This is a genomic window from Furfurilactobacillus siliginis (assembly GCF_001437435.1).
GTDB classification, from domain to species: Bacteria; Bacillota; Bacilli; order Lactobacillales; family Lactobacillaceae; genus Furfurilactobacillus; species Furfurilactobacillus siliginis.
The window spans coordinates 197,709-223,614 of the sequence record NZ_JQCB01000001.1; the positions used below are offsets into that span (position 1 = coordinate 197,709).

The following is a 25,906-nucleotide window of genomic DNA, read 5'->3' on the forward strand; positions in this document are numbered from 1 at the left end:
TCTTATGTCCCCACCTCTTTTGGCTTACGAGCTTAAATTGTGAAACGTGTGTTAAAAATCAAGTAGCTCTGCTGACAAACCCCAAACTAGCAGATTTGGTTCCCCAAGGCTTTTAAATCAGCCGTTGCTAATGGTTGCTGGTCTGCAAAATGATTAATGGTAACTGCGCCATCCAATAATCCACTATCATTTTTCAGCACTAAGCTGTTGTGTACAAAATCGAGCGTTAGCCCATTACCGAGAAAAGTTGCTTCATTATTACTCGTATAAACAATCTGTCCATCAGACGTCTGTAATTCTACATTAAACTCAGGATCTTTAGCAGACAATTCAACCAGTTGAAATTTATCGCCAATCGCACAAGTACCACCAATTGTTGAATATTTATTAGAACCATCATCCGTTGCCAAAACAAGTACCGCATCTGGTGAAATCTTTGTTGCCAAGTAATCCGCTGCAGCTTCTTTAATGTTAAAGTTCATGCTTTTGGCCTCCATTCTACTGATAGGTTGTGTACAATCTATCTACTTATTTAGAATAGTCGGTTTAACAATATTTCGCAATTAGTTTGCTCATTAGACTTGCAGTGCACGATTTAAATCAATTAATTCTAAAACATCCGCCGCAACATCACTGCCTTTATTGCCGGCCTTACCGCCTGCCCGTTGCTGTGCTTGTTCCAAAGTGTCCGTTGTCAGCACCCCAAACAATACAGGCACATCGCTCGTTAGCGCTAGCTGTCCTACACCTTTAGCAACTTCATTGCAGACATATTCATAATGACTGGTCTCACCACGAATTACTGTGCCAAGCGTCATGATGCCCTGATACTTATTCGATGCAAGCAATCGCCGTGTCATTCCAGGAATTTCAAACGCACCTGGAACCCAAACGATATCAACATCTGCTGGGGAAACTTCATGGCGCGTCAACGTATCCATCGCACCTGCGACCAATTTACTCGTAATTACATCATTAAAGCGGCTGACAACAATAGCGAGCTTTCCGGTTGGTGCCACGTATTGTCCTACATATTCTGTCATTTTAATATTCTCCAATAATTAGTTTATGTGTAACGCATGATGAAATTTTGCTTGTTTCGTTTTGAGATAAGCACGGTCCTCATCATAAATTGGCATTTCAAGTGACACGCGTTCCACCACATCGATCCCATATCGTTCCAAACTGGCCACTTTATCTGGATTGTTGGTCAGTAACCGCACCTGATGAACGCCTTGTGCATGCAACATTGCAGCCGCAATCCCGTAATCACGTTCATCTGGCGCAAAGCCGAGGTGTTCATTGGCCTCAACTGTATCAAAGCCTTGTTCCTGTAACTGATAAGCCTGTAATTTTGCCTTTAGGCCAATACCACGGCCTTCTTGGCGAAGGTACAAAACATAGCCACCTTCAGTTGCGATTTTAGCCATCGCTGCTGTTAACTGTTGCCCACAATCGCACCGTTTGGACCCCAACACATCACCTGTAAAACACTCCGAGTGAAGGCGCACCAATGGGATACCAGTACTGGGGGTAACTGATTTCAATGACAACTGTAACCGCTGATCAGCCACGCTTTCATAATCAGTCAATGTAAATAGTCCGGTCTGAGTCGGTAGCTTTACCGTCACATCAGCATGAACAACATCATCATTAATCAAATAACGATATGAAATAAGCTCATTGATCGTGATTAATGGCACCTGCAATTCTCGTTCTAAGTCTTGAAGATCCTTCCACCGTCGCATTTCTCCTGTAGGGGCAAGCGTTTCACAAATATAAGCAGTGTCAGAAGCTGCGCCAGCCAAACGTGCCAAATCCACCGCTGCCTCTGTGTGGCCGGGACGTACTAGGACACCCCCATTCTTAGCAATCAACGGGAAGATATGCCCAGGCCGTTCAAAGTCAGCTGGCTGTGCGGCCAAATCTGCTAATTGCTTAATCGTGATCGCCCGTTCTTCAGCTGAAATCCCAGTACTCGTATGTGTCTCATCAACGCTAATCGTAAAGGCTGTTTGAAAATGTTCCGTGTTCTGAATTGTCATCAGTGGTAACTGCAGCTTTTTCGCATGCTCTGCCGTCATTGGTACACAAATCAAGCCACGGCCAGCTGTCGTCATCAAATTAACACTGGCTTGCGTCGCAAATTCTGCGATTCCCACTAAGTCACCTTCGGCTTCGCGATCTTCATCGTCAGCAACCAAAATCAACTTGCCAGCTTGTAGCGCAGCAATTGCTGTCGTCATTTTTTCTTTAAGTGTTGTCATTTGTTTGCTCCCGTCATTGCTTGTAAGTAGCGAAAGATCACATCGATTTCTAAATTCACTTTTTCACCAATGTGATAACTGAGTAATTTCGTATCCGTTTGCGTTTGAGGAATCAGGCTGACTGTAAACCAGGTTGGTTGCGCGTCTACGACGGTTAAACTGACACCATCAACCGTAATTGCACCCTTTGTGACCACCTGACCAGTTAACGCCTGTGGCAAATTCACCTTAAGCATGACGGCATTTTCATCACGCCGGCGTTGTGCAATCACACCCACACCATCAACGTGCCCCTGAACCATATGACCTTCAAATCGACCATCAACTGCCAAAGCACGTTCGACATTAACCGTGCTACCGATTTGGAGCTGGCCTAAATTTGTTTTACGAAAGGTTTCTGGCATCACATCGGCCATAAACTCAGTTGTACTTAAGCGAGTACTCGTTAAGCACACGCCATCCACAGATAAACTATCACCTAGCTTTAAATCGCTGAAGCCATTTGTTGGTAGCTGCAAGTTTAGTTGCAGCGTCTGACCGTGGCGTACGATTTGCCTCACTGTTGCTAGGCCACCAACTATTCCGGTAAACATATCAGTTCACCACCCTTTCAAAAACTGACTTACGAGCGTTGCCAATTATCTCTGTGCTCAGCTCATGAAAGGCATACCGCTCACCAGATTGCATTTGAGCAAAGGCTGGCAGAGAATTCCCACCAAACAATTCAGCAACTTGGTAAATGATTAGTTGATCAACTAATCCGGCCTGTAAAAAAGCAGCTTGAATTGTGCTACCGCCTTCGACCAGCAGCGACTGCACACCTGCCTTGGCAAGAACTTCAATCACTGTCTGAATCGTCCATTTACCAACAAAAATCCGTTCGTTTGCTGCCGTAAAACGTGTCTTTAGCTGTGCATTTTCTGTAAAAATCCATAGTGGCGCACCATGCTGCTCATGTAACCGCGAGCTAGTTTGTAACCGACCACGCCGATCCAAAACGATTCGAATTGGCGGATACATCACTGCCTGTTTAACCAATAACTGTGGGTCATCTGCCAGTGCCGTTTCACTGCCGACTAAAATTGCTTGTTGACCAGCTCTGACCTGATCGACATCTGCGTTCGCTAAACCGTCCGTTAGATAAGTCCGCATACCCTCACGTAAGGCGATTTTGCCATCCAAACTTTGTGCCACCTTCACAGTCACCAAAGGACGGCCCTGCTTATAAAAAAGTTATAAGCAGCATTGAGCGCCTGAGCAGCTTCTGTCTCCAAACCCACGTGGACAGTCACACCATGTGCACGTAAATACGCAATGCCACGGCCACTGACAAGTGGATTGGGATCTTGTTGCGCCACATAAACTTCATGTACACCCCAAGTGACGATTTGAGCTGCACATGGCGGTGTTTTACCGTAATGACTACAGGGCTCCAAAGTGACATACATCGTTGAACCAACTACTTCTTCGGGGTGTTCTACATGTTTATAAGCGTCAACTTCGGCATGGGCATGTCCAAAGCCAACATGATGTCCCACAGCTAAGATCCGATCATTTTTAACAATAACCGCACCAACCTGTGGATTTCGATACGTTAAGCCGCTGCCTTTATGCGCTTCTGCTATGGCACGGTTCATATATACGTTTTCCATCATTTAACCACCCCGTTTCTAAAAATTTAGGCAAAAAAAGACCCCGTGAACAAGAAACATTCACGGGGTCGGTAAATTTACCGTAAGCAAAGAGAATTGATCAGTTATCCTGATCAATCAGATGATATTAGGTGTATTACTGATTCGCACACCAAAAAAACTGTGCCAACAACGGCTTGCACCTAATATTATTTCTTCTCCCATCCAGACTATAACTGTCGGTTGCAGATTCACACTGCATCAACCGCTTAACGCGGGTCACGGACTTCAACATCGCTGCTGTTACCGTCGGTCGGGATTTTCACCCTGCCCCGAAGAAATGAGTTATTCAACTGACACTTAAGATATTTGTTTTTATTTTGCTTGTCAACACCCCCTCATAAAGTCAGTTAACGACCAGCGGATACTGCGTTGCTCGTTTAGAATCCTTTATTAACAGTGGTTGACGGAGAATCACTTGCTGACTTTCGCTACCAATTTCTGTCACTGCACTTAAATACAGTGCTCGCTGCCAAACTTTGGTCTGATCAGCTTCAAAGACGCTTGCTGAAATAAATATATTTAATTTTTCAGCAGCTTGTTTTTCCGCCAATCCGTGAAATGCAATCTGTGCTTCAAACCGAATGAACTGGATGTCCAGCGTTTGCGGATAATAAACATAATTGTACGTTTCACGTGAAACAAAAATCCCCGACAACTTCATTAAAGAAGCTGTCGAGGATTTACATTGTATTTATGCTAACGAGCTCAAATCATGTTCGTCAACTGATGCCAAACGGTTCGATAGATCCTTCACAGCAGAACGAGAATCTGCGTAGGTCACGTCATCATATGCTAACAGATCCTGACAATCCGTCACATGTTGGTAAATTTCGTCTCGTTGTTCCTTAGCCTTTGTCGACAAACGAACGATAACTTGTCGTTCATCTGACTTAGAGCGGGTTCGCTTAACCCAACCATTTTGTTCCAAACGACGTAATAGTGGTGTCAAAGTACCACTATCAAGGCTCAACTTTTCACCAATTTCATTAACAGTTTGCTTGTCATTTTCCCACAAAGCGCATAACGCAATGTACTGTGGAAAAGTCAGGTTGTAAGGCTTTAATGTTTCCATGTAAAACCGATTAAACCGCTTATTTGCGTTGTACACGGCAACACAAAGCTGGTCATCTAGTAACCGTGGTTCTGCCATAATCAAATTCTCCTCAAAATGCAATTTCATTTTCGTAACGTGTTTTCGACTTTAGTAAGGGTAGCACAATTATCTTTATATTGCATTACTTATAACACGGGTAAAATTAAATTGCATAGAGACGATTATAAACGCCGTAATTACTTGATGTACGTATACTTATAATTCCATTGTGTTCCGGCCGTATTATGAATAATTCCATGTACATTTTTTTGCTGCAAGTAAGCATAATTAGCCTGATATAACGGTGTAAAACTTTGTACCCGATTCAAATGTTGGCTAGCATCAACCAAATCTTGCCATCTTTTAGCAGCGTCATTTGCATCGGCATTTTGGGCACGATCGATTAAATCATCATAAGTTTTATCAGACCACTTACCATAATTATAAGCTGTGTTACTTTGCGGAATTTGTAAGAAGGTAATGGGATCGTTGAAATCACCACCCCAGCCTGACAAGGACAAGTCAAAATCACCTTTTTGCCCCTGCGTATTGGCAGCTTTACCCGGAATTGCGCGAATATTTAACGTGAACCCTGGTAGTGTCTTTTCCAATTGACTCTTTAGATACTGTGTCACCACCGTGCTAGCTGGATCATCATCAGCCGCCAGTAACGTTAATGAAACCTTGTTTACACCAATTTCTTTTAATCCTGCAGCAAACTTTTGCTTGGCTAATTTAGGATTATACGTCACGGTATTTGCCACCTGCTGCTCGGTTGCAAAGTCTTTGCCATTAGCTGCGTTGGTCGCCAATCCGCCTGGTACAAATCCAGTTGGTACACGTGAACCATCCCCCAGTACCTTTTCAGTCAGCTGACTGCGATCCACCGACAAAGCAACCGCCTGACGAATATTTTGATTATTCGTCGCTAGATTATTGGCGTCATCTGGATCATGAAAATTCCACTTGAGATACGTAATCAGCGAATATGGATACTGTTTAAATTGATCATTCGTACGATAGTTTTTCACTTGCTGATTCGACAGCAACGTTAAGCTAAGTTTCTTTTGCTGATAGATCTCGACACCAGTCGTCGTATTACCGATCACCTGATAAGTGATTTTGTGCAACTTGACGACCTTTTTATCCCAATACTGGTCGTTCTTTGCAAACTGCCAGTGATTACCAGTTCCGTTCCACTTTTCCATCTTAAACGGACCGCTGTAGACCATGTACTTAGCCTGCGTTGCATACTTCTTACCAAATTGCTTCACGACACGTTCATTTTGTGGCGCAAACAACGGGTAGGCCATAAGCAGTTTAAAGTAAGCAATCGGTTTTTCCAGCTGGACGATCACCGTTCGTTTATCTGGCGCAGAAACACCCAATTGGCTTGGCGCGGTCTTCCCCTTATTCACTTGCGTCGCATTTTTGATACCGTCGAATAGATACGCATACTGCGATTTCGTTGCTGGACTCAGTGTGCGCCGCCATGAGTACACAAAGTCTTTGGCAGTCAGTGAATCGCCATTACTCCATTTTAAATTAGATCGCAAATGAAAGGTGTAGGTTTTTCCGTCGGCACTTACGTCAGTCGACTTGGCTAATCCTGGCGTCAGCTTTCCGTGCGCGCCCAGCCGATAAAAACTTTCGTACACATTTCCTGTTTGTCCGTAACCAGTTGCTTTAGCTAAATCGATCGTATCAAGTGGTGCTTGTGCAGATAATTTCAAAGTTTGTTGATCTGATTTGGAGGTTGTTGCTTGTCGACCACATGCAGCCAAGACAAGTCCCAACGTCATGATAGTTCCGATAATCAGTGCAATTTTAGGCCATTTTTTCATTTTGATACGCTCCTTAATTTCTCTGTGTGGTTGCAGATGAAATGCGTCTTTCCCGTGCAAAGACACTTGGAGCATACAAAAAAACGCATTTCATCCACTTCTGGACAAAATACGTTGGTCGCAAATTCAATTAATGATGGCGATATCAGGGAATCGTCCTCATTGAAAAATTTCGTTGCGTCAACAGGCTTCGTTCAGCGTGGTCACTGCTAAATTAGTGAATAAACATGTTGAGCAACAACAAAATTGTTTCAATGATTTCATGACGTAACTCCCCTTCGTTGTTTTAGCACCACCATTCCCGGTTACTAATTGATTGTAAGAATAGCGTACTCCATGGAAACCGTCAAACGATAAATCGTATTTTTCATCGTTTCACACCCACTTCAATTCGAAAGTTCGTTTAGTAAGTTTACCAATTACAATTAGTGAAATTTGGTATTTTTTTGTTCACCGTTTTCAATGAAAGCAAGACGCCAAAGTCATCGGCGCACTCATAACTATGACTATCTTGTGAAAAACAGAACTTTGTATTGATAACTGTAATTTTTAAAGTTATAGTTTACATGTATTTAGTGTTGCAACCGTTTTTATTAATATTTGAAAGAAGGATTTTTCGATTATGGCAGACCGTAGTTATGATTTTTTAATGCCTAGTGTTAACTTTTTTGGAGCTGGTGTCATCAGTAAGATTGGTGACCGTGCTAAGATGCTTGGAATGAAGAAGCCTATCATTGTAACTGATAAGTTCCTTGAAGGTTTGAAAGATGGTGCCGTTCAACAAACCCTCGCTTCATTGGATGAAGCAGGCGTTGATTACGTCATCTACAATGGCGTTGAACCAAACCCTAAAGTTCGTAACATTCAAGAAGTTAAGAAATTATATGAAGCTGAAGGTGCTGACTCAATCATCACTGTCGGTGGTGGTTCTGCACATGATACTGGTAAAGGTGCCGGAATTATCCTGACTAACGGTGACGACATCACTAAGCTTGCCGGAATCGAAACTTTGGACAAAGCTTTGCCTCCATTGATCGCCGTTAACACAACTGCTGGGACTGGGTCAGAATTGACTCGTCACGCTGTTATCACTAACGAAGAAACTCACTTGAAGTTCGTTGTTGTTTCATGGCGGAACATTCCGTTGGTTTCTTTCAACGATCCTACTTTGATGTTGGACGTTCCTAAGGGCTTAACGGCTGCTACTGGGATGGATGCCTTCGTTCAAGCAGTTGAACCTTACGTATCTGTTGACCATAACCCAATCACCGACTCACAATGTATCGAAGCCATCAAGTTGATTGAAACTTCCTTACGTGAAGCCGTTGCTAACGGTCATAACTTAGACGCACGGACTAAGATGGTTGAGGCTGAAATGTTAGCCGGTATGGCCTTCAACAACGCCAACTTAGGTTACGTTCACGCTATGGCTCACCAATTAGGTGGTCAATACGATGCGCCTCATGGTGTATGTTGTGCATTGCTCTTACCTTACGTAGAACAATACAACTTGATTGCCGACCCACAACGTTTTGCTGAATTAGCAGAAATCATGGGCGAAAACACTGAAGGCTTATCAACTCGTGATGCCGCCGAATTGTCCATCAAGGCCATGAAGCAATTATCACAAGATGTTGGTATCCCTGCTTCCATCAAGGAAATCGGTGCAAAGCCTGAAGACTTTGAACTGATGGCTGAAAACGCCTTGAAGGATGGGAACGCCTTCTCCAACCCTCGTAAGGGTACTAAAGAAGATATCATCAAGATCTTCCAAGCAGCTTACGACGCTGAATAATTAAATAATCTTAGATATTAAAACGGTCAATACTCTTTAAAAGCGAGTATTGACCGTTTTAATATTCCCTCAATAATTCAAATTATCCAACTAGTTTTTAAATAATTTTCTGCTCTGCCCAAGCTTTAATTGATTTTTCCTTATTTGATGTAATATCTGTTGTTTTACTTTCACTTCATACTCTGGATGATTAGTACTATCAAATATTTTTTGTGCGCGTATTGCGTAAGCCAACATAGATTTTGCAGGCATTTTCTCCTCCATAGAAAGGTACATCTGAACCGCTTGCTTGTGGACAGTACCGTAAACAGAAGAATCTTTATCCTGCCGTTCTCTCTCTATTCTTTTCAGATACCGTTCCTGTTCCGCAAAGCTTCTATCACGCCATCGCTTCGAACTATGTCTGCTATATTTTAATACTTTGGTTACGACCAATTCAGTACCATGTTGAATATGATACCTATCTCGTTCAATAGTAACTAACTTATTAATAGCTTTTCGTCCTTTGTAAACAAACTTATAAACGCCTTTTGATCTAAGGCGAACATTTTTTCCATCAAATGAGAAACCAAGATAGTCAAATTCTGTACTTGCTCTAACACGAGGTGAAATTTCCTGAACATTTTTTTCATCTCTTACATATTCCAATAGTTTTGTTTTGCTGTCTTCTATTTCCAATCCCAGGTTTCGTTCGCTTTGTTCGATAACAGTATTCTTTAGTTTTTTTACCTCCTCCAGTGAATAATCACCAGGTATAACAATCACAAAATCATCTGAATACCTACGATAAAGCCCATGTTTAGATAAAACCAAGTTTCGTATACTTTCATCAAAAAAAATCATGGACACATTCGCTAAGATTGCACTAATTGCAGTTCCTTGAGGAATCCCGTTATTATTTTCCTTTTTTGAAGGTGTTAAGTTTCCTTGTTTAATCAAATATCCAAGTTGTTTCAAGTTTTTTACGTATGCCCGCTGTTTTCCATGGCGAAATGGCCGTACTATACCAGCTAATTTCAAATTCTTGGTAATATCAGATCTTTTAATCGTCTTCCGATTAATAAGCGAATATAGAACCTTTTCCCAATCTTTACCATAATCATCTGCTAAAACTGTCTTAACACTTTTTTTCAAAACATCGTGACTTATATTATCGAAAAAATGTTTAAAATCCCCTTTTATTATCCACGCTCTATCTTGATTACAGATAAAATCTTCAACTTCTTTGGCACCTGTAATATTTGACATATGTTTTTTACTTCGATATGCAATTGCAATCTCAGATATTTCTTTTCGATTTACATAAGCTTCATAAGCGCTAGCTAACGGAAGTGAATATGCTTTATAAATTAATGCATCATGATGTGCTGGTAAAGAAATTTTTCTGTTTTTATTAGTTAATTTACTTGGATTGTTTTGATATTTTTTGAACTTCATTTCAAAGGAAATAAAGGGTAAAAATCTATGTGTGATTACCTTTTCTCGAGTTAAATTTGCTATTAGTTGTCCCTTTTCATTATCCGAAATAGGAAAATCAAAATGAAGATATCCTTTATCATGATAATCATACAACTGCTGCTTAAACTCATCATTGATCATTTCAATAACTCCTAAAAAATGAAAATCGGGAAGGATCATATGACATAGTAGCGTCAAAACCCATCCCGCCTATCACGATACCTAAGCGGCATATCGCTTAGGTATCTTTATTTTCTGCATTATAAATAATGCCTACTAAACCAAATTACAATGAATCTGTAGATATACTCAACTTAGTGCTGAGTACCATACTGTTCGTAATAACCAAGGGAGGTCAACAAGTTATGCCGATTCCAATGATTCACTTGACGAACTCGAGATTCGTGTGTTACACATCTGTCTCGCCTTTAACGAAATATGCCTCAGGGTTCGGTAATGTAATTATAACATTTTCATTGTTAATTAAGAACTGCTCATAATTTAAGATCCATCACAATTCGTGTTGATACCCAACCTGGCTCCGACCATCAGCACTGGCTGTCACAATCAGTTGGTCTGGAATCTGTTCCTGCAATTCAGTCACATGACTAATGATACCAATCATCCGATGTTGCCCCTCAATCGTCTGCAAAGCTTCCATCGCCGTCTGTAGTGCATCTTCATCCAATGATCCGAACCCTTCATCAATGAACAACGCTTCAATTGCCACCGCGCCAGATTCATTTTGAATAACTTCCCCTAGGCCAAGTGCCAAGGACAAAGCTGCAATAAAGCTTTCACCGCCGGATAGCGTGTGGACACTCCGGACTTTGCCTGCCTGGTCATCGAACACGTTGATTTCCAAACCGGTATCCGTTGCAAATGAGCCGGCACTTGCTTCCAGTTCAAACCGATAACGATTGTTCGTCAACACGCTTAAACGGCTATTGGCTACGGTCAACACCTGTTGTAAGTACGTTTGTAAAACATACCGTTCCAGACTTAAATGTGACTTCGTTCTACCAGCAACTGTGTCGGCCAACTCAGCAATCTGTGCTAATTGTTCGCGTTGTGCTCTACCCTCAACCAATGCAGCAGAGATACTTTCTGCCAGCTTTTGATTACTGGTCAATTGCTGACTTAAGGCATAACTGGCCGCTCTTAACGTCTCCAGCTGCGCTTGCTGTTGATCACGTTTGACAATGGTTTGTTGCACATCTGGCTTCACCTGCTTACCGATTTGGGTAGTCAATGTTGCTAGCTGTCCTTTTACCTGGGCGACTGCTGTTGTAAACACCTGCCAAGATTGCCGCCAAACGGACAGCTTAGCAAGCTGCTGGCGTCGTTCCTTAACGCTCGTCAAAGAATCTTCGCTGTCATGGTTTGTGATCACAGTCGTTAATTGTTCAGTCAGCGATGTCACGTTTGCCGTTGTTTGCGTCTTTTGTGATGCCAATTCCTGCAACTGCGTCTGTAACGTTGTGACCTGCTGTTGCGCTTGATCACGTTCCTTTGTTTGTTGACTCAGTGCTGTCGTAAATTGCGCACTAGCCTCCTGCAAAACAGTTACCTGCGTATCTACTGCCGCTAGGTCAGCAAATCCGTTCGGCAACTGCGCCAACTGATCAGTCAGCTGCGCTTGTTGCGTTGCTAACGTCACTTCAAGCGCATGCTGTTGTTCAGCAACGGCCGCTAATTGTTCAGTAAGTCGATCGATTGTGGTCGTTGTCTCCGTAATTGCGATAGTTGTTTGCTTTTGTTTCGACACCGCCATGGAAACGGCTTGACGGGCCTGCTGAACATCGTTTTGTATTTTTTCGAAGGCAAGCTGGGCGGCTGCTAACGTTGCGGCAGGTGTTTCAGTAAGTTTGTTAACATCTGCACACCAGTCAGCAGCCGTTTCATCATAGCGAACCTGTTGTTCTGTCACACGCTTCGTCGTTTCTGTCAATTGCGCTGTAACTTTTGTTAACTGTTCATGGCTTTGCTCCTGTGTCGCTTGTGCTTGCTTTACTTCATCTTCCGACACTAACGTTGCCACTTGAACCGCTGGTGCAGGATGTTCTGTTGAGCCGCACACTGGACACGGTTCGCCGGGTGCTAATTTAGCACTCAAACGCTGAATTTGTGAGACTGTCCATTCATGATCAATTTTAGCAAACGTCGCAATCGCATCCTGATCTTGCTGTTGCGCCTTCTGAACAGCAGCTTGTAACTGCGTCTCTTGTGTCTGCGTACCAACTAACTGCTCATGTTGCTGCGTTAAAGCTAGTTGTGACTCAGCTAACCCATCTACTTGATGTTGCTGCTCCTGCAGAGTTAACTGCTGATGACTCACATTCCCCAACTCAGTCAAGGTTGCTTGCAACTGACTCAACTGCGTCTGTGCCGTTGTTCGACGCTGATTTAACTCAGCAGCTTGGTCTTGCAGCGTTTTAGCTTGCTGCTGTTGTTTAGTCACCACCAATTTCAGCTGATCAACTTGTGCAAATAAAGGTCGGCGGGCCGTCAAATCTGCAATTTCAGTTTGCCGTTTTTGCTCATCTGCCTGTTGCGCCTGTAACGCTTGTTCCGCCGTTTTAGCGGTTGCTAAGGTCGTCACTGCTGCATCATGATCAGTTTGCGTGTGTTGGATTCGCTGCTCAATTTCAGTTGTCGTTGCTTTTGCACGATCCAATTCATCTAACTGTGATACCAGCGTTTGAACCCATTCCAAATCAGTAATATTTGCCTGCAGGGCATCCATTTCTGGTTGCTGGGCTACTAACTCAGTCTGACGTTGCAAGGCCTGATCACGCTCGCTAAAGTACTGTAACAAGGTCTCCTCAGATTTAACTTGGTCGTTTAACAAATCGAGTTGCTTCTGTGCACTTGTCACCGCTTGCTGTTGCTTGGTAACTTCTGGCTGCATCGCATCATTTTGTACTGTTAGCGCACTTAACACATCTTGGTCATTCGCGTCTTCATCAGGTGCCTGATTATCTTGCCAATAAATTAACTGGCGTAATGCAGCCACTTCATTTTGTTTACCTTGCACACCAGCTTGAGCGGCCTTTAATTGCTCGTTTAACTTTGCTGCCCACCGTGCGTACAGAGACGTTCCAAATAGATTTGCTAATAGCTTTTGCTTGTCATTACTATCCGCCTCTAAAAACTGGCGAAACTGTCCCTGTGGTAGCAACACGATCTGCATAAACTGCGCTGCATTCAGATGGAGTAAATCCGTCACCTTTGCGTCAACATCCCGCCGTTTCGTGAGCGTCGTTTCTTCACCATCTGCCGCAAACATCGTCAGTTCGACACTTGCTTCTTGGTCGTGAACACCAGTGCCACGCTTTTTCGCTAATGTTTGTTTAGGTTTGCGGGTAATCGTATATTGTTGTCCCAAATGCTCAAAAATAAACGTTACGACCGTTTCAGCAGTTGGTTCCGCAAAATCGGAACGCATTTGATCAGGTTGTCGATCACCACCGGAGGAACGCCCAAACAATGCAAAACACATGGCATCAAAAATGGTTGTTTTTCCGGCACCGGTTTTTCCACTAATCAAAAAGACAGGTACGTCATTAAATTCTTCAAAGTCGATTGTTTGATCACGATAAGGGCCAAAATTTTGCAAGGTTAGCTTCAATGGTCGCATCGTTAGTCCTCCTTTCGTGCATCATTTAGGCCAGTCTTTGCCCAATTAGTCTGTTGTTTTGATAACGGTTCATCATTGACATGTTCAAAAAACTTTTCCAGCAGTGTTAGTGGATCCAAGTTTGGGTTCACTTGTACTGCAGTCGGTATATCTTCACGCCCATACTTACGGTCTAAACTGACAATCCGTGGATAAACCGTTCGCAACTGATTCATCACATCAGGAATGATCGCCCGGTCGGTCAACGTTACACCATAATAATTATCGCGATCGAGCTGATCATAATAGGTCGAATCCATCAATGTGGCAAACGCTTCGGTCCGCGTTTCGACATCCCGTAATGGCGTTATTTCCTTGTAAGTCACAGTATGTGCATCAGTATCGACAATCCAAACGCCTTTTTGTTCAGCGGCTTCAGATAGCGAGAACTTGACCGGTGAACCACTGTAACGAATCTTCTCATCATTTAAAGCGTGATGGTTGTGCAAATGTCCTAATGCCACATAATCAAACAGCGCTAACAAATCCAGAGGCACCGCGTTTAACCCACCAACAACTACTTTCGTTTCGGATTCTGTTTGTGAACTACCAGCCGCAAAAAAGTGCGCCACGAGTACATGCTGAAAGTCCGGTTTAAAGGCTGTCTGCATCTTGGCGACAACTCGTTTCATCGCCTGCTCAACCGTGCGAATCTCAGTGTCTTCAAAGACGTTGCGTGCCTGCCATGGTTCAAAGTATGGCAGCAAAAAGAATTGAGTACCGTTCATTTCCACTGGCTCAAAGGCGTTTGCTAACTCCGTATTTAAGAAGTAATTTGTCGCACTATACCATTCACTGCCCGTATGCAATCGAGTCGCGCTATCATGGTTGCCACTGATTGCTAACACTGGGAACTTCCGATCTAGATTCAGGTCAACCAGCATATGATTCAATTGGTGCACGCTGTCCTCACTTGGCATGGCACGATCATATAGGTCACCCGCAATCACGACGGCATCAACCTTTTCATCTGTCGCAATTTGAACAATTTGCTGATAGGCATCATCTTGTTCTTCAGTGAGTTCAAAGCCATGCAATTTCTTACCGATATGCCAGTCGGCGGTATGCAAAAATTTCATTTTCTTCTCCTGCTAGCTACGTCATTACAAATACATACGCAACTAACATTTCTTTTAATTCAGATTAATAGCTTAATTATAGTGAACTACGCAATGATAACCAACCATCACAAATTGTTTCACATGAAACAAAAGAGTTTGGGACATAAGTTATCTTGTCCCAAACTCATTTTTGATTCACGAACTTAAATAGTAAAAACGTGGGATAAAAGTCAAGTCGCTGTGCAGACTACGAACAACCTACCGGATTGAAGACCAATCCGGTAGGCTGTTCTAGGTCTTGCTCACGACTTCCCGACTTTTGTCCCACTCTCTTCAAATTTTTAAATAGATGCCTCGCCAATGTTTCGACTCACATACTTAAGTTCAACAATTGGATACAACATCAACAATCCTAAGAAAATGAAGCCACATTCATAAGCAGTTGCGACGGTAACCACGCGCGTCAGTAATGCGACAATCACCGTGATCAAGGAAACACCCAGCCCTTGCGCCAACGTCATGATGACCGCTGTCAGTGTGTTAGCACTGTTACGTTCATTCAGTGGTACGTCAACGAAATTCAATCCGTTATACGCCGTCAGTGCCAGCGAACGGCCGACTCCAGAGATAAACGCTAAGACCATAATCATGATTGGCCACGTGGTTTGATGCACCATAGCAAAGCTAACTGAGCTCCCTAACACCAATAAAAACGCCAATAAGAGTGCGCCGCGATACCGTAGCTTCGTAATGATTGCTGTCGTGAAAGGCTTGATGCCAATATTTCCTAAGAAAATAAAGATTACATAGCCGCCTGCCTTAACCGGTGACCATTGGAAAATCGTTTGTAGATACACCGTCATCAAATATGGCATCGCCCCAACTGATAGCCACAATACACCACCGCCGGATTGTGCAATCCGAAATGATTCAATTTTAAGGGCTGTAACTGCAAATAATGGTGCCGCAACCGTGCGCAAGTGACGATAAGCAACTGCCACTAGCACGCCGCCGAGGATAATGCATAAACCAGCCCATAGCCATTCGCGCTGACCATGCGTGGCTAACTCTGCTCCGGCTAAAATTAAACCAGAAGCGCCAGCAATTTCAAAAAATCCTAGCAGATCAAATGATTGACTAGCCTTGTCAGTTCCGTCATTTTCAACCAGAAAGATCCCAATTAAAATAATCACAATTCCGATCGGTAAATTAATTAAGAAAATCCACCGCCAGTTCCACCAGGTCACAATCAAACCACCAATAACAGGCGCAATGGCTGGTGCCAACAAAGCCGGCCACACCAGGTAACTAGTCAGCTGCAACAAACGTGACGCAGGGGCCTTCTCCAACACAATCAAACGTGCTGTCGGCGTCATCATTGCACCAGACATCCCCTGTAATACACGCATCGTCAGTAAAACGCCAAAGGAAGGCGCTAATGCACTACCTAATGAACTAACTGTGAATAATGCGACTGCCACCAACCAAATGCGCTTCTTTCCAAATCGATTCGCGAGCCAACCGCTTAATGGAATAAAAATTGCGACTGTAATTAGATAGATACTAACTAACAAAGCTGCAGTAGCCGAGCCAGTTTTAAAGTACTTAGCCATGCTTGGCAGTGCTGTGGTGACAATCGTGCCGTCCATAATTTCCATGAAAAGGCTGGCTGCCATCAACAGTGCCACTTTAATTTCTTTAGTCATATGTTTTAAAATCGACTCCCTTAGTCAGTATTGTTTGAAAGTTTTCTGCCCAGTCTCTGGCAACTTGTGCTTGCTGCAAACGTAATTGCATTTTTTGCGCAGCATACCAGTGATCTTTTGCCACACGTGCTTGCAAGTCAGCAATCTGTGTCTTTGCATCAGCAATTGCCGCCGCCTGCTCTTCAATGTACAAATCCAATTGTGAAAGTTGTTCAGGTAACGTTAAATGTTGCATTGCATCCAACTTGATCTGATAAATATCCTCAGTGTGTGCACCGTCCGGTACTGGTGCTTGCATCAACTCAAGAAAATGCTTAGTCCCGGCTTCAGTAATGGTCGCCATCTTCGTTCGTTTAGCATCATCGCTGTCAGCAAGCTCGATATAGTTTGCCGCCGCCAGCTTATCAAGTAGCGGATAAACGACGCCAAAGCTAATTTTGCGGTGCCGGCCCAACGATAGTTCCATTGATTTGCGCAGGCCATACCCAGACTTAGAGCCTTCCATCAACTCACCGAGTACATACAATTCATTCATCATCGGTCGATTTCCTCTTATATCTTTTAGATGTAATTATCTTATATCTAAAAGATATACTATGCAACCCCATAAATATAAAAAGAAGAGCTTGGGACAAAAGTCAAGTCGCTGTACAGACTACGAACAACCTACCGGATTGAAGACCAATCCGTACGGCAGTTCTAGGTCTTCCTCACGGCTTCCCGACTTTTGTCCCAAACTCTTCTCTTTTAATATCTTACTTTGACTGTGCTTCATACCGTGCAATCACATCATCACAGGCCGCCAACGTTGCTGCTCGTGTCGGCATTTCTGGATAAAAGATTGGTTCATGATCCTGATCGCGTGGCTTCACCTGGTTCACACCATAAGCAACGCTGTTAGCAGGCACGTCTTTCGTAATGATGGCGCCAGTGCCAATGATGCTATTGTCACCAATTACAATTGGTCCAACGACCTTAGCACCATCAGCAATCACAACGTGTTTCCCAATTACGGGATTACCAAGGTTCTCCCATTTCTCAATTGCCTTATTATAAGTTTGATTTGCCCCCACCGTCACATTTTGGAAAATGACAACGCCAGCGCTCACTTTGGCAGCAGCAATCGTACAGCCTTTACCATTGTGAGCAAACTGCACCGTGGGATCAATTTCAACACACACAATTTCGCAGTTATAGAGTTGTTGTAATAAGTCAGCTGCGACCTGCCGTGCATCTGCGTCTTCGGAAAAGCAATTCAGTTTCATTAAAGTTTTAAAATCAGTCATTAATAGTCTCCTTTGATGTAAGTGTGACAAGAACCCGGCCCCGACTATGAGACATCTTCGCGTAACGCTGCGCTTCTTTGACCTGCGTAAACAAAAACTGACGATCTACTGGAATCACTAACTCATGTGCAGCAATTTGACAAATAAACTGCCGGTAACCGGCTGCGTTAAATTCCTCATGGACAAATGTTAAATTATCAATGACATCAGATTCTGTCAGCGCAATCGAAATAACCGGTACTGCCGGCATCCATGTCCTCAATCGTTGTAATAATTCTTCGCTCCCGGCGAGATCAATCACAACAGTCGTCTCCGTTAACACAGGTAGGCTAGTGACGGTGTAGCACACATCAGTTGGGCGTTGCTGCCGAAAGTATGCCTGACTAGCCGACGACACGATTGGCCAAATATGTCCGCTAAAATCGCTCAGTTGCTGCAGGAGAACCAAGCCGATAACTGAATTAGCACCTGTGATCACCACATTATTAACAGCACGTTCGTGAATTGCTTGAACAAGTGTCAGGGCGGTTCCTGGGCCAGCCGTCAATGCCGCGGCCTGCTCGTCGCTAACTGCATCGGGTAATGGAAATACAAACTCCCGCTGGGTCATCACGACATACTCACTGTATGAGCCTTTCGGGTTCATGATTAAAACACGCCGGTTCATCAACGCCTGATCTTGTTGTTCGCCAACCTCAACGACCCGACCAACACCGCCAATTCCAATCGTTCGTGGTAATTTTGCGGCCGCTTCAGCCGTTGCATGTGGATCAAGTTCCCGTTTCCAGTCAGATGGCACAACTGGCAACATGGTCATCTTGATCAAAATCCCATTAACTGGCACTATTGGCCGCGCAATCTCTGCAAGCGCTAAACCATCAATGCCCGAGAAATCCGTTTGATAAATTGTCTTCATTCGTTACTCCTTTAGTTACACGTTGTATTTATGTTAGGAACTATACGCCTCTATTTACAGATTGACAACTTTTTATTTACCGATTGTACTTATAATCAAAGCAAACGGTTCTTTTATGCTATAATGACGGCATTACTTTACTGGAGAAAGCACTCATGACCGAAAAAAAAAGAGCCCCACGGAAGACGACCGCTGAGCTCACTCATAATATTTTTAAAGCTGCTATCGATATTTTAGATAATGACGGCTATGAAAAGGTTACCTTTAATAATATCGCGCGGGCCGCACAAACCGGGCGTCCCGTCCTCTACCGTCGCTGGCAATCTGCTTTTGAATTACTATTAGACGCTGAAGATTACTTCGATGATACTGAAATAAATGACTTTTCAGAACTTGATTTCACTGGCAAATCCTTGCGAGAGAATCTGATTACGAGCCTCGCACACTTTGACAGTTCCCGCCAATTCTTACGGGCTGTCTTAATTGAGCTTGGTAATGATAATCCAGCAGTTCACAATTACTTTGCCGAGTTACATCGGCAACAACTGTACATTATGGAACGCATCATTAGCCAGGCACAATTAGCTGGTGAACTACACCATACAGTGACGGATAACGTTAAGCTGCTGCCATTTAACCTCTTGCTTTATCAAGCAATGGTTGACCAACAGGACGTTTCAGCCGACTTTGTCACCCACATGGTCGACACCATCGTGTTACCTGCCATCATGGCACAACAATAACCTTGCAAGGAGCATTTCATGATTAAATCGATTAACCATAACCTGACAAGCTTAAAGAAGCCATCAACACCGGCGACCAAAGCAGACCTAGCAACAGCCACCAACCTTCTCGATACGCTAAAGGCACACCAAGCGGAATGTGTCGGCATGGCAGCCAACATGATTGGCGTTCACAAACGAATTATCGTCGCACAAATCGGTCCGTTCGCACTCGCCATGATCAACCCAAAGATTACAGCACAACACGATCCGTACCAAACGACAGAGGGGTGCCTATCATTAACTGGTCACCGCCTTACTAACCGTTTTAAAACGATTACCGTATCTTATCTAGATCAAAACTTCAAAACGCACACCGGTGACTTCAGTGACTTTGCGGCACAAATCATTCAGCACGAAATTGATCACTGCAACGGGATCCTCATTTAGTTTATAAAAATAACGGATTTGAGATAAATTTAGCCTTATCTCAAATCCGTTATTTTTATTCTTTAATTCTGGTATGTCCAAGCAACATAATGATGACCAACACCAAGATGTACACTGGTAATACTGTAATCGCACCTGTATGCAAAGCACTCATCAGGTAGGTCAACAAACTGATCAGCAAGTAATAGCCAAAGCTGAACAATCCACTGGCCAGTCCGATGACATCTCCATAACCAACTAAGGCTAACTGTAATGCCATTGGTAACGTGATGTTCAAACCATAGAACACCACAAAGATAAACAATACCATCCACCCAAACTGATTAACGACACTCGCTCCAACCAACAGCACACTCCCAATAACAGCGGTTGTTAAACCAATGCGAGTCACTGCGATTGCTGTATGATTCATAATCAAACGATTAACCGTAATCGCACCGAAAATATTAGCGAATGCCAATGCTAAGCCTAAGGTTCCATACGTAATCGGCGTCAGCTTAAAATGATCGATAAAGATAAACGGCGCTTCTGCATAGTAGCTAAATAAAATACCGTTGATTCCACTGATCAAGATGGCATAGACCCACACCGTTTTATCAGTTAGTAATCGTTTAACAAGTGTCCAAAACTGACCCTTTTTCATTGGTGTTTGGACTGCTGAAATTCGTGTCTCAGGCAATCGGAAGCCTGCATATAAAAGCAAACTAACGGCCATGATAATCAGAAATGAAAAGACACTCTTATAGCCATAGTAGGTTTGTAATAACCCACCAATTAAAGGACCTAGCGCTGGCGACAAAGCCATTGCGGCGGTTACCGCGGCAAATACTTTCGTCGCACGAACCCCATAAAAGGACTCGCGCATGATGGTCTGTGTCACCACTGATCCGCTGCTTGCTCCAAACGATTGAGCCAACCGGAAAAGCAGCAACCAGCCAAACGATGGTGCTAGTAACAAGCCGATATTTCCCAGGAAATACACGGCAATTCCAAGCAGCATCGCAGGTCGTCTCCCAAAACGATCAGACAGCCATCCCCAAAACACGACGCCAATCGCAAAGGCGATGAAATAACTACTCATCGTCAACTGACTTGTTTTAGCTGAAACCATAAGTGCCTGGCTTAACGCAGGTAGTGATGGTGTAAAGATTGACTCACTAATTTGTGGGAAACCCACTAAACAAATAATTATTAAAATAGATGACACACTGTGCCGGACGTTTTTCATGATTAATCTCCTAAATTTAGATTATTGGGAAAAACGTCCTCCATCAATTACGGTCACGCTAGCAATATATGTTACATATAACATACTGGTAACCTCCTCTCGTACAAAGTAATCGCTAGTATAACATGTGGCCATCTGAAAACAACCACCACAATTAAGTGATGGTTGCTGTCTGTTAGCTTCGTAATGGGACTTTGATGACTTCTTCCGAGTCACCATTCAGTAAAATATGTTCTACAGAAATCTGGTCGATTACCGCTGTTAGCTTTAGCTGCATTGCTGTTAACTGTTGGCGAACCTGCTTCTGTCTTTCAGAGTTCACGTGTGCCACAGTAATGTGCGGCTCATAAGGAATATCAGCACGCAAAAAGCTAGTAAATAATGGATTTTGATAGAGTGTTTCATGAAGCTTTCGCAATTCGTTAACCCCTTGCGTTAGTGCTAACCACAAGTAGCCCTGGTCATCTCCACCAAGTTTGGTCGTCTGTATTTCAAATGGCTTATATCCGTTAGTTGCCATCATTATTGCCGCTTTAATATCCGCATCTGTAGCAGAAGATTCAAATGGAAATACTAATGAGATGTGTGGCCGAATATGTGCAGCCAATGGGTCGTATTCATTACGAACTCGTTGAATATCTGAATCATCACTAATCTTTGGAAAGATTAAAATTGATCTTTGCATTGCACTACCTCACCTATTAAAGTCTTCAAGATACGCCTGGGCAACGAGCATCGCTGCTAGTAATGGTCTGGTACGCCGGTCCATCAAGCTATCGACGTCATATTTAGCACGAGCAGTTCTAGTTTTATGAATAATTGAAGCAATCGGCGCTTTGGCTGCCATGACTTGGTCGCCGGTGACAGCAGTTCCATCACCGACAATCAGTTGACGTGCCACCTGCAACGCTTGAATCCGATTCTTCAACAGCGTGGCTTGCGCAGTTCCCTCAGCAAACTTCGGCACCATGCGCTCACATTTTGTAATCGTTTGTTGAATCACTTTAAGTGCGGCTTGTGCTTCTGAATTAAGCGTCATTACTATTTCTCCGTCAGTGCCGTGGTGACCAAATTAATTAGCATTGCAATGGCAGCTGGCAGTAAAACAACGCCTAGTCCAATAACCATTGCACCCGGTGCGTCGCCAAAATCAGCTGCTCGATAAACTAACGGTAAGATGCCAAGTAAGACAACACTCATTTCAATGAATACATTTCGTAGCTGATGTACCTGTTTAACTGCCGCGCTGGTTGGTTTAAGTAAGTGAAAGCCAAGGATTGCCGCCCAAATTGTTAACGCCAAAACAAAGTACCCGGCGACACCAGCTAATACTTGCTGCCAGATCAAGGTACCATCAGCCACTGAATGTTGCAGACCAAATGAAATGACAACCGTTAAGAATGCGACGACAGCAACTGTTGCAATCATCACAGCAGCTGGTAAAATCGTTTTTTTATTAATCATCTGTTTATCCCCCCCGTTGAGCCTTTAGTATACCGATTTCGGTATCTCACAGTGTTGCTCAACCGAATCTTAAGTAAAAGTCCACAATATCCGCTAAACATTAAACAACCGTGCCACTTTCTTCACCGCAGTCTGTACCTCCACTAAATCGGGCAACTGCTTGGTCGCAATCGTATGATTTAAAATTGTCATGACCAAGGCCACATCTACTTCAAGTTGAAATGGCGTCAACGTTTTTGTGCTATCGTACAGTTTGAAAATGTTCGTAATTCGCGTCTGAATCGCCGCATCTAACCCCAGTTGATTCGGTAATACGATTGTCCGTAAAGCACGCACCTCATCATTACGTTGAATGTACAACGCATCAATTAAAGGTAATAAGGATGCACTCGAATCAGCCAAATTCAACTTTGCATCAGCCGTCTGCATACGTTTGGCAAATAACTGATCCATATCTTCGACAAATGCGGCAATCAAGCGCTCGGCTAATTGATATTTATCCGCATAATGTGCGTAAAACGTCTGTCGATTGATCATCGCTGCATCCGCTAAAGTTTGAATTGATACATGTTCAAACCCCACCTGCAAGACTAACTCAATGAATGATTGTTTAATTGCGCGCTCGGTTCGTTTAATTCGTAAGTCTGTCATTGCCGTTGCTCCTTTACCATTAACCAACACTCTAGGATAAAATGTGTGCCTATCTATACATATTTACTAACTCTAATCATATCTTATCCCGAACAAGTGGCTTAAGCTATCACTAATCATCTTTGGAGGCGTTACATAACATGACAAAATACATTATTTTCGGCATTGAACTACTCGCATTTGTACTCTGGGCTGTGTTTGGACCCCGCCAATCGCTACTGTTGTACATCAGCGGCTTCGTTCTGATCGTAATCGTGTCACAACTTTTCCATCACTTTTTAGGAGCCAGATAAATCTCGCTTGACTTAGAGTGACTCTAACGTGTCATACTGCCTATCGAACAAACAATTGGGAGGCAATGACATGACACAAACATGGTTTATTACAGGTAGTTCCCGCGGTCTTGGTCGCGCAATTACAGAAAATGCATTAGCAGCAGGCGATAACGTTGTCGCAACTGCTCGTAACTTAACCGCATTGGCTGACTTAGTTGCCAAATACGGCACTCAGCTCTATCCACTACAGTTAGACGTCAGCGATTCCGCAGCAGTAACTCGCGCAATTACAGCAGCAACACAGCATTTCAATCAAATTGACGTTCTCGTCAACAACGCCGGCTATGCCAACATGGCTGCTATTGAAGAAACTGATCTCGCAGACTTCAAGGCACAAATGGACACCGACTTTTATGGCACGTTATCGACCATTCAAGCAGTCTTACCACAGATGCGTGAACGTCGTGCCGGCCATATTATCAACATCAGTTCAATCGGCGGCCGCACAGGTAGCGCAGGACTAGGCGCTTATCAAAGTGCCAAATTTGCTGTCAATGGCTTGACGGAAGTACTCGGCATTGAGGTTGCACCATTCAATATTCAGGTAACAACCGTTGAGCCTGGTGGGATGAAGACCGACTGGGGTGGAAAATCCATGGCCGTTGCCACTGACTCACATTATCAAGAAACGGTCGGTCAAGCCGTTACTATGATTCATAACGCTTGGGAAACCGACAATACCGTGCGCTATGCCAGTGATCCGACTAAAGTGGCCACAGTAATTTATAAACTAAGTGAGATGACCGCCGCTCCACGACACCTATTGATTGGTAAGGATGCTGCCCAATCAGCAAGCGATAGCGCTAAAAAACTCGCTGAAAGCGATGAAAAATATCGTGCTTTAACGAATGCAACTGGTTTTTAATTACGCATTAACTGAAAAATCGAGAGTGGGACATCTTGTCCCACTCTCGATTTTTTATGAATCACCTTGTAACTTTTCTAACAGCGCAATCAATGTCGTCTGTTCCGTCTCCAACAACTTTCCAGCTAACGCATTCGTTTCATTTTCACGAATGCACTTAAACTGCTGCACAACCTGCTGTCCGGTATCCGTTAAATACAGTTCCTTATTGCGTGTGTTATCACTGGGAATCTTACGACGAACAAGGCCAGCACTATCCAGTCGTTTTAACAGGCTCGATATGGTTGCCGCACGCCGTCCAATGATATTGACCAGGTCGCGCTGAATCATCCCTGGCTGCTGCGCAATGATTGCTAAGATTGTCGTTTGTTGCATCGTTACCCCAGCTTGCTGCACCATCTGCTCAGCAATTCGTTGCTGCTGACGGACATCCAGCTGTCTGAGCAATGTTAAAATCCGCTCACCATTTTCATATTCAGTCATCGTTATATCCTCTGTCCACCATTTTACCAAACAATTAGTATAGCTAACAGTTTGACAAACGGTCATAATCAGCATACAGTATCTAACTGTTAGACATACTAACTAAATGGAGGCTCACGCACATGACCAATAAAACAACCGAACTCACAAACTTGCATCCAGACATCCTAAAATTCCAAAATGACTTACGGAAGCGTTATGCCACAGAAAATAAAGCTGTCAAACCTGATCAAATTCTCTTTGTCGGATCATCACTAATGGAAATTTTCCCAATTGCCCGTTTTCAAGAAGAACAGCAACTTGGTCTCGACAAAGTCATTTACAACCGTGGCATCCGTGCAACAACGACTGCTGATTTACTCGCACATATGGATACACTAATTTTTGATTTGCAGCCCAGCAAGATTTTTATGAATATTGGTACAAACGACATCGGTTTCAATGTCCCGAAGGAAGATTATCTCAACAATTATGCCGAGATTTTAGATGAAATCCATGCCCGACTACCCAAAACAACAGTTTACCTAATGGCCTACTATCCCATTAATGTCACAGCTTCCTTTGGTGAGGACCATCATGAACATCGGGCCTTATATGCACACCGTTCTAACGCATTATACGCTGCTGCCAGTGCTGATGTTGCACAGCTGGCGCGTGAACACGACGCTGAATTTATTAATGTTAATGCTGGTTTAACTGATGCTGACGGAGATTTACGTACTGATCTAACTTTTGACGGCGCGCATATGTTACCGCAAGGATTCCAAATCGTACTTGAGAACATGATGCCCTATTTAAAATAAAGCTTTAGCCGATCACAATTTTTTTGGTGATCGGTTTTTGTTTCACATGAAACATTTCATACTGGTCAGTAAAACATCTGGCAAGCCTTTTTATTGCTATAATTGA

Annotated in this window: 28 protein-coding genes and 1 riboswitch; of the genes, 6 read left to right on the plus strand and 22 right to left on the minus strand. The window is 43.4% G+C overall.

What is annotated here, in order from left to right; translation table 11 throughout:
- Positions 1 to 86: 86 nt before the first annotated feature.
- The 9 genes from IV55_RS00855 to IV55_RS00895 form a co-directional block, all read right to left on the minus strand.
- Positions 87 to 482 (minus strand): iron-sulfur cluster biosynthesis family protein, encoded by a 396-nt coding sequence (locus IV55_RS00855; RefSeq protein WP_057808518.1) that lies wholly within the window; start codon positions 480 to 482, stop codon positions 87 to 89.
- A 93-nt stretch (positions 483 to 575) separates the two neighbouring features.
- On the minus strand, positions 576 to 1,043 hold the full coding sequence (ribH, locus tag IV55_RS00860; RefSeq protein WP_057808519.1) for a 6,7-dimethyl-8-ribityllumazine synthase: 468 nt from the start codon (positions 1,041 to 1,043) through the stop codon (positions 576 to 578).
- An 18-nt stretch (positions 1,044 to 1,061) separates the two neighbouring features.
- Positions 1,062 to 2,267, minus strand: coding sequence for a bifunctional 3,4-dihydroxy-2-butanone-4-phosphate synthase/GTP cyclohydrolase II (locus IV55_RS00865; protein ID WP_057808520.1), 1,206 nt, complete (start codon positions 2,265 to 2,267; stop codon positions 1,062 to 1,064).
- Entirely contained in the window at positions 2,264 to 2,860 is a 597-nt protein-coding gene (locus IV55_RS00870; protein ID WP_057808521.1) for a riboflavin synthase, read from the minus strand. The genes IV55_RS00865 and IV55_RS00870 overlap by 4 nt, the downstream gene beginning before the upstream one ends.
- Position 2,861: 1 nt before the next feature.
- Complete coding sequence (locus IV55_RS00875; protein WP_186808488.1) at positions 2,862 to 3,473, minus strand: RibD family protein; 612 nt, start codon at positions 3,471 to 3,473, stop codon at positions 2,862 to 2,864.
- A complete protein-coding gene (ribD, locus tag IV55_RS00880) occupies positions 3,470 to 3,922 on the minus strand; it encodes a bifunctional diaminohydroxyphosphoribosylaminopyrimidine deaminase/5-amino-6-(5-phosphoribosylamino)uracil reductase RibD (RefSeq protein WP_057808523.1) in 453 nt (150 codons plus the stop codon). The genes IV55_RS00875 and ribD overlap by 4 nt, the downstream gene beginning before the upstream one ends.
- 185 nt (positions 3,923 to 4,107) lie before the next feature.
- Positions 4,108 to 4,242: riboswitch (FMN riboswitch) on the minus strand.
- 62 nt (positions 4,243 to 4,304) lie between these two features.
- The gene (locus tag IV55_RS00885) at positions 4,305 to 4,622 is read right to left on the minus strand and encodes a hypothetical protein (RefSeq protein ID WP_057808524.1); all 318 of its coding nucleotides are present in this window, start codon (positions 4,620 to 4,622) and stop codon (positions 4,305 to 4,307) included.
- 30 nt (positions 4,623 to 4,652) lie between these two features.
- A complete protein-coding gene (locus IV55_RS00890) occupies positions 4,653 to 5,111 on the minus strand; it encodes a MarR family winged helix-turn-helix transcriptional regulator (protein WP_057808525.1) in 459 nt (152 codons plus the stop codon).
- Between the two features lie 140 nt (positions 5,112 to 5,251).
- Positions 5,252 to 6,898: a peptide ABC transporter substrate-binding protein gene (locus tag IV55_RS00895; protein WP_057808526.1), complete on the minus strand. Its 1,647-nt coding sequence runs from the start codon at positions 6,896 to 6,898 to the stop codon at positions 5,252 to 5,254.
- Between the two features lie 622 nt (positions 6,899 to 7,520).
- Here IV55_RS00895 and IV55_RS00900 point away from each other — a divergent pair.
- Positions 7,521 to 8,693, plus strand: a complete 1,173-nt coding sequence (locus IV55_RS00900; protein WP_057808527.1) for an iron-containing alcohol dehydrogenase — start codon at positions 7,521 to 7,523, stop codon at positions 8,691 to 8,693.
- 90 nt (positions 8,694 to 8,783) lie between these two features.
- Here IV55_RS00900 and IV55_RS00905 read toward each other — a convergent pair whose 3' ends face one another.
- The 7 genes from IV55_RS00905 to IV55_RS00935 form a co-directional block, all read right to left on the minus strand.
- Positions 8,784 to 10,292, minus strand: a complete 1,509-nt coding sequence (locus tag IV55_RS00905; RefSeq protein ID WP_057808528.1) for a reverse transcriptase/maturase family protein — start codon at positions 10,290 to 10,292, stop codon at positions 8,784 to 8,786.
- 370 nt (positions 10,293 to 10,662) lie between these two features.
- Positions 10,663 to 13,791, minus strand: coding sequence for an AAA family ATPase (locus IV55_RS00910; RefSeq protein WP_057808529.1), 3,129 nt, complete (start codon positions 13,789 to 13,791; stop codon positions 10,663 to 10,665).
- 2 nt (positions 13,792 to 13,793) lie between these two features.
- Positions 13,794 to 14,909, minus strand: a complete 1,116-nt coding sequence (locus IV55_RS00915; RefSeq protein ID WP_057808530.1) for an exonuclease SbcCD subunit D — start codon at positions 14,907 to 14,909, stop codon at positions 13,794 to 13,796.
- 323 nt (positions 14,910 to 15,232) lie between these two features.
- Entirely contained in the window at positions 15,233 to 16,597 is a 1,365-nt protein-coding gene (locus IV55_RS00920) for an MFS transporter (protein ID WP_057808531.1), read from the minus strand.
- On the minus strand, positions 16,590 to 17,135 hold the full coding sequence (locus IV55_RS00925) for a PadR family transcriptional regulator (RefSeq protein ID WP_057808532.1): 546 nt from the start codon (positions 17,133 to 17,135) through the stop codon (positions 16,590 to 16,592). Before IV55_RS00925 ends, IV55_RS00920 begins: the two co-directional genes overlap by 8 nt.
- A gap of 217 nt (positions 17,136 to 17,352) precedes the next feature.
- The gene (locus IV55_RS00930; protein ID WP_057808533.1) at positions 17,353 to 17,883 is read right to left on the minus strand and encodes an LbetaH domain-containing protein; all 531 of its coding nucleotides are present in this window, start codon (positions 17,881 to 17,883) and stop codon (positions 17,353 to 17,355) included.
- Positions 17,876 to 18,799 carry an alcohol dehydrogenase catalytic domain-containing protein gene (locus IV55_RS00935; RefSeq protein ID WP_057808534.1) on the minus strand — a complete coding sequence of 308 codons (924 nt, stop codon included), beginning with the start codon at positions 18,797 to 18,799 and terminating at the stop codon, positions 17,876 to 17,878. The genes IV55_RS00930 and IV55_RS00935 overlap by 8 nt, the downstream gene beginning before the upstream one ends.
- A 155-nt stretch (positions 18,800 to 18,954) precedes the next feature.
- Between IV55_RS00935 and IV55_RS00940 the strand changes: the two genes are divergently transcribed.
- A complete protein-coding gene (locus IV55_RS00940) occupies positions 18,955 to 19,542 on the plus strand; it encodes a TetR/AcrR family transcriptional regulator (protein WP_057808535.1) in 588 nt (195 codons plus the stop codon).
- 18 nt (positions 19,543 to 19,560) lie between these two features.
- Positions 19,561 to 19,971 carry a peptide deformylase gene (locus IV55_RS00945; RefSeq protein ID WP_057808536.1) on the plus strand — a complete coding sequence of 137 codons (411 nt, stop codon included), beginning with the start codon at positions 19,561 to 19,563 and terminating at the stop codon, positions 19,969 to 19,971.
- Between the two features lie 55 nt (positions 19,972 to 20,026).
- Here IV55_RS00945 and IV55_RS00950 read toward each other — a convergent pair whose 3' ends face one another.
- From IV55_RS00950 to IV55_RS00970, 5 genes are all read right to left on the minus strand, one after another.
- Entirely contained in the window at positions 20,027 to 21,199 is a 1,173-nt protein-coding gene (locus IV55_RS00950) for a multidrug effflux MFS transporter (RefSeq protein ID WP_057808537.1), read from the minus strand.
- 175 nt (positions 21,200 to 21,374) lie between these two features.
- Positions 21,375 to 21,884: a 2'-5' RNA ligase family protein gene (locus tag IV55_RS00955; RefSeq protein ID WP_057808538.1), complete on the minus strand. Its 510-nt coding sequence runs from the start codon at positions 21,882 to 21,884 to the stop codon at positions 21,375 to 21,377.
- A 9-nt stretch (positions 21,885 to 21,893) separates the two neighbouring features.
- On the minus strand, positions 21,894 to 22,238 hold the full coding sequence (locus IV55_RS00960) for a hypothetical protein (protein ID WP_057808539.1): 345 nt from the start codon (positions 22,236 to 22,238) through the stop codon (positions 21,894 to 21,896).
- 2 nt (positions 22,239 to 22,240) lie between these two features.
- The gene (locus IV55_RS00965) at positions 22,241 to 22,663 is read right to left on the minus strand and encodes a hypothetical protein (protein ID WP_057808540.1); all 423 of its coding nucleotides are present in this window, start codon (positions 22,661 to 22,663) and stop codon (positions 22,241 to 22,243) included.
- A gap of 93 nt (positions 22,664 to 22,756) precedes the next feature.
- On the minus strand, positions 22,757 to 23,314 hold the full coding sequence (locus IV55_RS00970; RefSeq protein WP_057808541.1) for a TetR/AcrR family transcriptional regulator: 558 nt from the start codon (positions 23,312 to 23,314) through the stop codon (positions 22,757 to 22,759).
- Between the two features lie 140 nt (positions 23,315 to 23,454).
- Between IV55_RS00970 and IV55_RS10550 the strand changes: the two genes are divergently transcribed.
- Both IV55_RS10550 and IV55_RS00975 read left to right on the plus strand, forming a co-directional pair.
- Complete coding sequence (locus IV55_RS10550) at positions 23,455 to 23,607, plus strand: hypothetical protein (RefSeq protein WP_186808475.1); 153 nt, start codon at positions 23,455 to 23,457, stop codon at positions 23,605 to 23,607.
- Between the two features lie 70 nt (positions 23,608 to 23,677).
- On the plus strand, positions 23,678 to 24,514 hold the full coding sequence (locus IV55_RS00975) for an SDR family NAD(P)-dependent oxidoreductase (RefSeq protein ID WP_057808542.1): 837 nt from the start codon (positions 23,678 to 23,680) through the stop codon (positions 24,512 to 24,514).
- Between the two features lie 54 nt (positions 24,515 to 24,568).
- Here the strand turns inward: IV55_RS00975 and IV55_RS00980 are convergent, their stop codons facing one another.
- Positions 24,569 to 24,997, minus strand: a complete 429-nt coding sequence (locus tag IV55_RS00980) for a MarR family winged helix-turn-helix transcriptional regulator (RefSeq protein ID WP_057808543.1) — start codon at positions 24,995 to 24,997, stop codon at positions 24,569 to 24,571.
- Positions 24,998 to 25,119: 122 nt separating this feature from the next.
- On the opposite strand from IV55_RS00980, the gene IV55_RS00985 reads away from it, so the two are divergent.
- Positions 25,120 to 25,800 carry a GDSL-type esterase/lipase family protein gene (locus tag IV55_RS00985; protein WP_057808544.1) on the plus strand — a complete coding sequence of 227 codons (681 nt, stop codon included), beginning with the start codon at positions 25,120 to 25,122 and terminating at the stop codon, positions 25,798 to 25,800.
- Positions 25,801 to 25,906 lie beyond the last annotated feature (106 nt).

Bases quoted from the DNA above. Each gene is read 5' to 3' on its own strand.
- ribD (WP_057808523.1), bottom strand. From the start codon at position 3,922: ATGATGGAAAACGTATATATGAACCGTGCCATAGCAGAAGCGCATAAA.
- IV55_RS00955 (WP_057808538.1), bottom strand. From the start codon at position 21,884: ATGCAAAGATCAATTTTAATCTTTCCAAAGATTAGTGATGATTCAGAT.
- IV55_RS00905 (WP_057808528.1), bottom strand. From the start codon at position 10,292: ATGATCAATGATGAGTTTAAGCAGCAGTTGTATGATTATCATGATAAA.
- IV55_RS00925 (WP_057808532.1), bottom strand. From the start codon at position 17,135: ATGATGAATGAATTGTATGTACTCGGTGAGTTGATGGAAGGCTCTAAG.
- IV55_RS00910 (WP_057808529.1), bottom strand. From the start codon at position 13,791: ATGCGACCATTGAAGCTAACCTTGCAAAATTTTGGCCCTTATCGTGAT.
- IV55_RS00915 (WP_057808530.1), bottom strand. From the start codon at position 14,909: ATGAAATTTTTGCATACCGCCGACTGGCATATCGGTAAGAAATTGCAT.
- IV55_RS00865 (WP_057808520.1), bottom strand. From the start codon at position 2,267: ATGACAACACTTAAAGAAAAAATGACGACAGCAATTGCTGCGCTACAA.
- IV55_RS00965 (WP_057808540.1), bottom strand. From the start codon at position 22,663: ATGATTAATAAAAAAACGATTTTACCAGCTGCTGTGATGATTGCAACA.
- IV55_RS00970 (WP_057808541.1), bottom strand. From the start codon at position 23,314: ATGACAGACTTACGAATTAAACGAACCGAGCGCGCAATTAAACAATCA.
- IV55_RS10550 (WP_186808475.1), top strand. From the start codon at position 23,455: ATGACAAAATACATTATTTTCGGCATTGAACTACTCGCATTTGTACTC.
- IV55_RS00870 (WP_057808521.1), bottom strand. From the start codon at position 2,860: ATGTTTACCGGAATAGTTGGTGGCCTAGCAACAGTGAGGCAAATCGTA.
- IV55_RS00975 (WP_057808542.1), top strand. From the start codon at position 23,678: ATGACACAAACATGGTTTATTACAGGTAGTTCCCGCGGTCTTGGTCGC.
- IV55_RS00900 (WP_057808527.1), top strand. From the start codon at position 7,521: ATGGCAGACCGTAGTTATGATTTTTTAATGCCTAGTGTTAACTTTTTT.
- IV55_RS00950 (WP_057808537.1), bottom strand. From the start codon at position 21,199: ATGAAAAACGTCCGGCACAGTGTGTCATCTATTTTAATAATTATTTGT.
- IV55_RS00935 (WP_057808534.1), bottom strand. From the start codon at position 18,799: ATGAAGACAATTTATCAAACGGATTTCTCGGGCATTGATGGTTTAGCG.
- IV55_RS00940 (WP_057808535.1), top strand. From the start codon at position 18,955: ATGACCGAAAAAAAAAGAGCCCCACGGAAGACGACCGCTGAGCTCACT.
- IV55_RS00945 (WP_057808536.1), top strand. From the start codon at position 19,561: ATGATTAAATCGATTAACCATAACCTGACAAGCTTAAAGAAGCCATCA.
- IV55_RS00855 (WP_057808518.1), bottom strand. From the start codon at position 482: ATGAACTTTAACATTAAAGAAGCTGCAGCGGATTACTTGGCAACAAAG.
- IV55_RS00920 (WP_057808531.1), bottom strand. From the start codon at position 16,597: ATGACTAAAGAAATTAAAGTGGCACTGTTGATGGCAGCCAGCCTTTTC.
- IV55_RS00895 (WP_057808526.1), bottom strand. From the start codon at position 6,898: ATGAAAAAATGGCCTAAAATTGCACTGATTATCGGAACTATCATGACG.
- IV55_RS00885 (WP_057808524.1), bottom strand. From the start codon at position 4,622: ATGAAGTTGTCGGGGATTTTTGTTTCACGTGAAACGTACAATTATGTT.
- ribH (WP_057808519.1), bottom strand. From the start codon at position 1,043: ATGACAGAATATGTAGGACAATACGTGGCACCAACCGGAAAGCTCGCT.
- IV55_RS00960 (WP_057808539.1), bottom strand. From the start codon at position 22,238: ATGACGCTTAATTCAGAAGCACAAGCCGCACTTAAAGTGATTCAACAA.
- IV55_RS00930 (WP_057808533.1), bottom strand. From the start codon at position 17,883: ATGACTGATTTTAAAACTTTAATGAAACTGAATTGCTTTTCCGAAGAC.
- IV55_RS00980 (WP_057808543.1), bottom strand. From the start codon at position 24,997: ATGACTGAATATGAAAATGGTGAGCGGATTTTAACATTGCTCAGACAG.
- IV55_RS00890 (WP_057808525.1), bottom strand. From the start codon at position 5,111: ATGGCAGAACCACGGTTACTAGATGACCAGCTTTGTGTTGCCGTGTAC.
- IV55_RS00985 (WP_057808544.1), top strand. From the start codon at position 25,120: ATGACCAATAAAACAACCGAACTCACAAACTTGCATCCAGACATCCTA.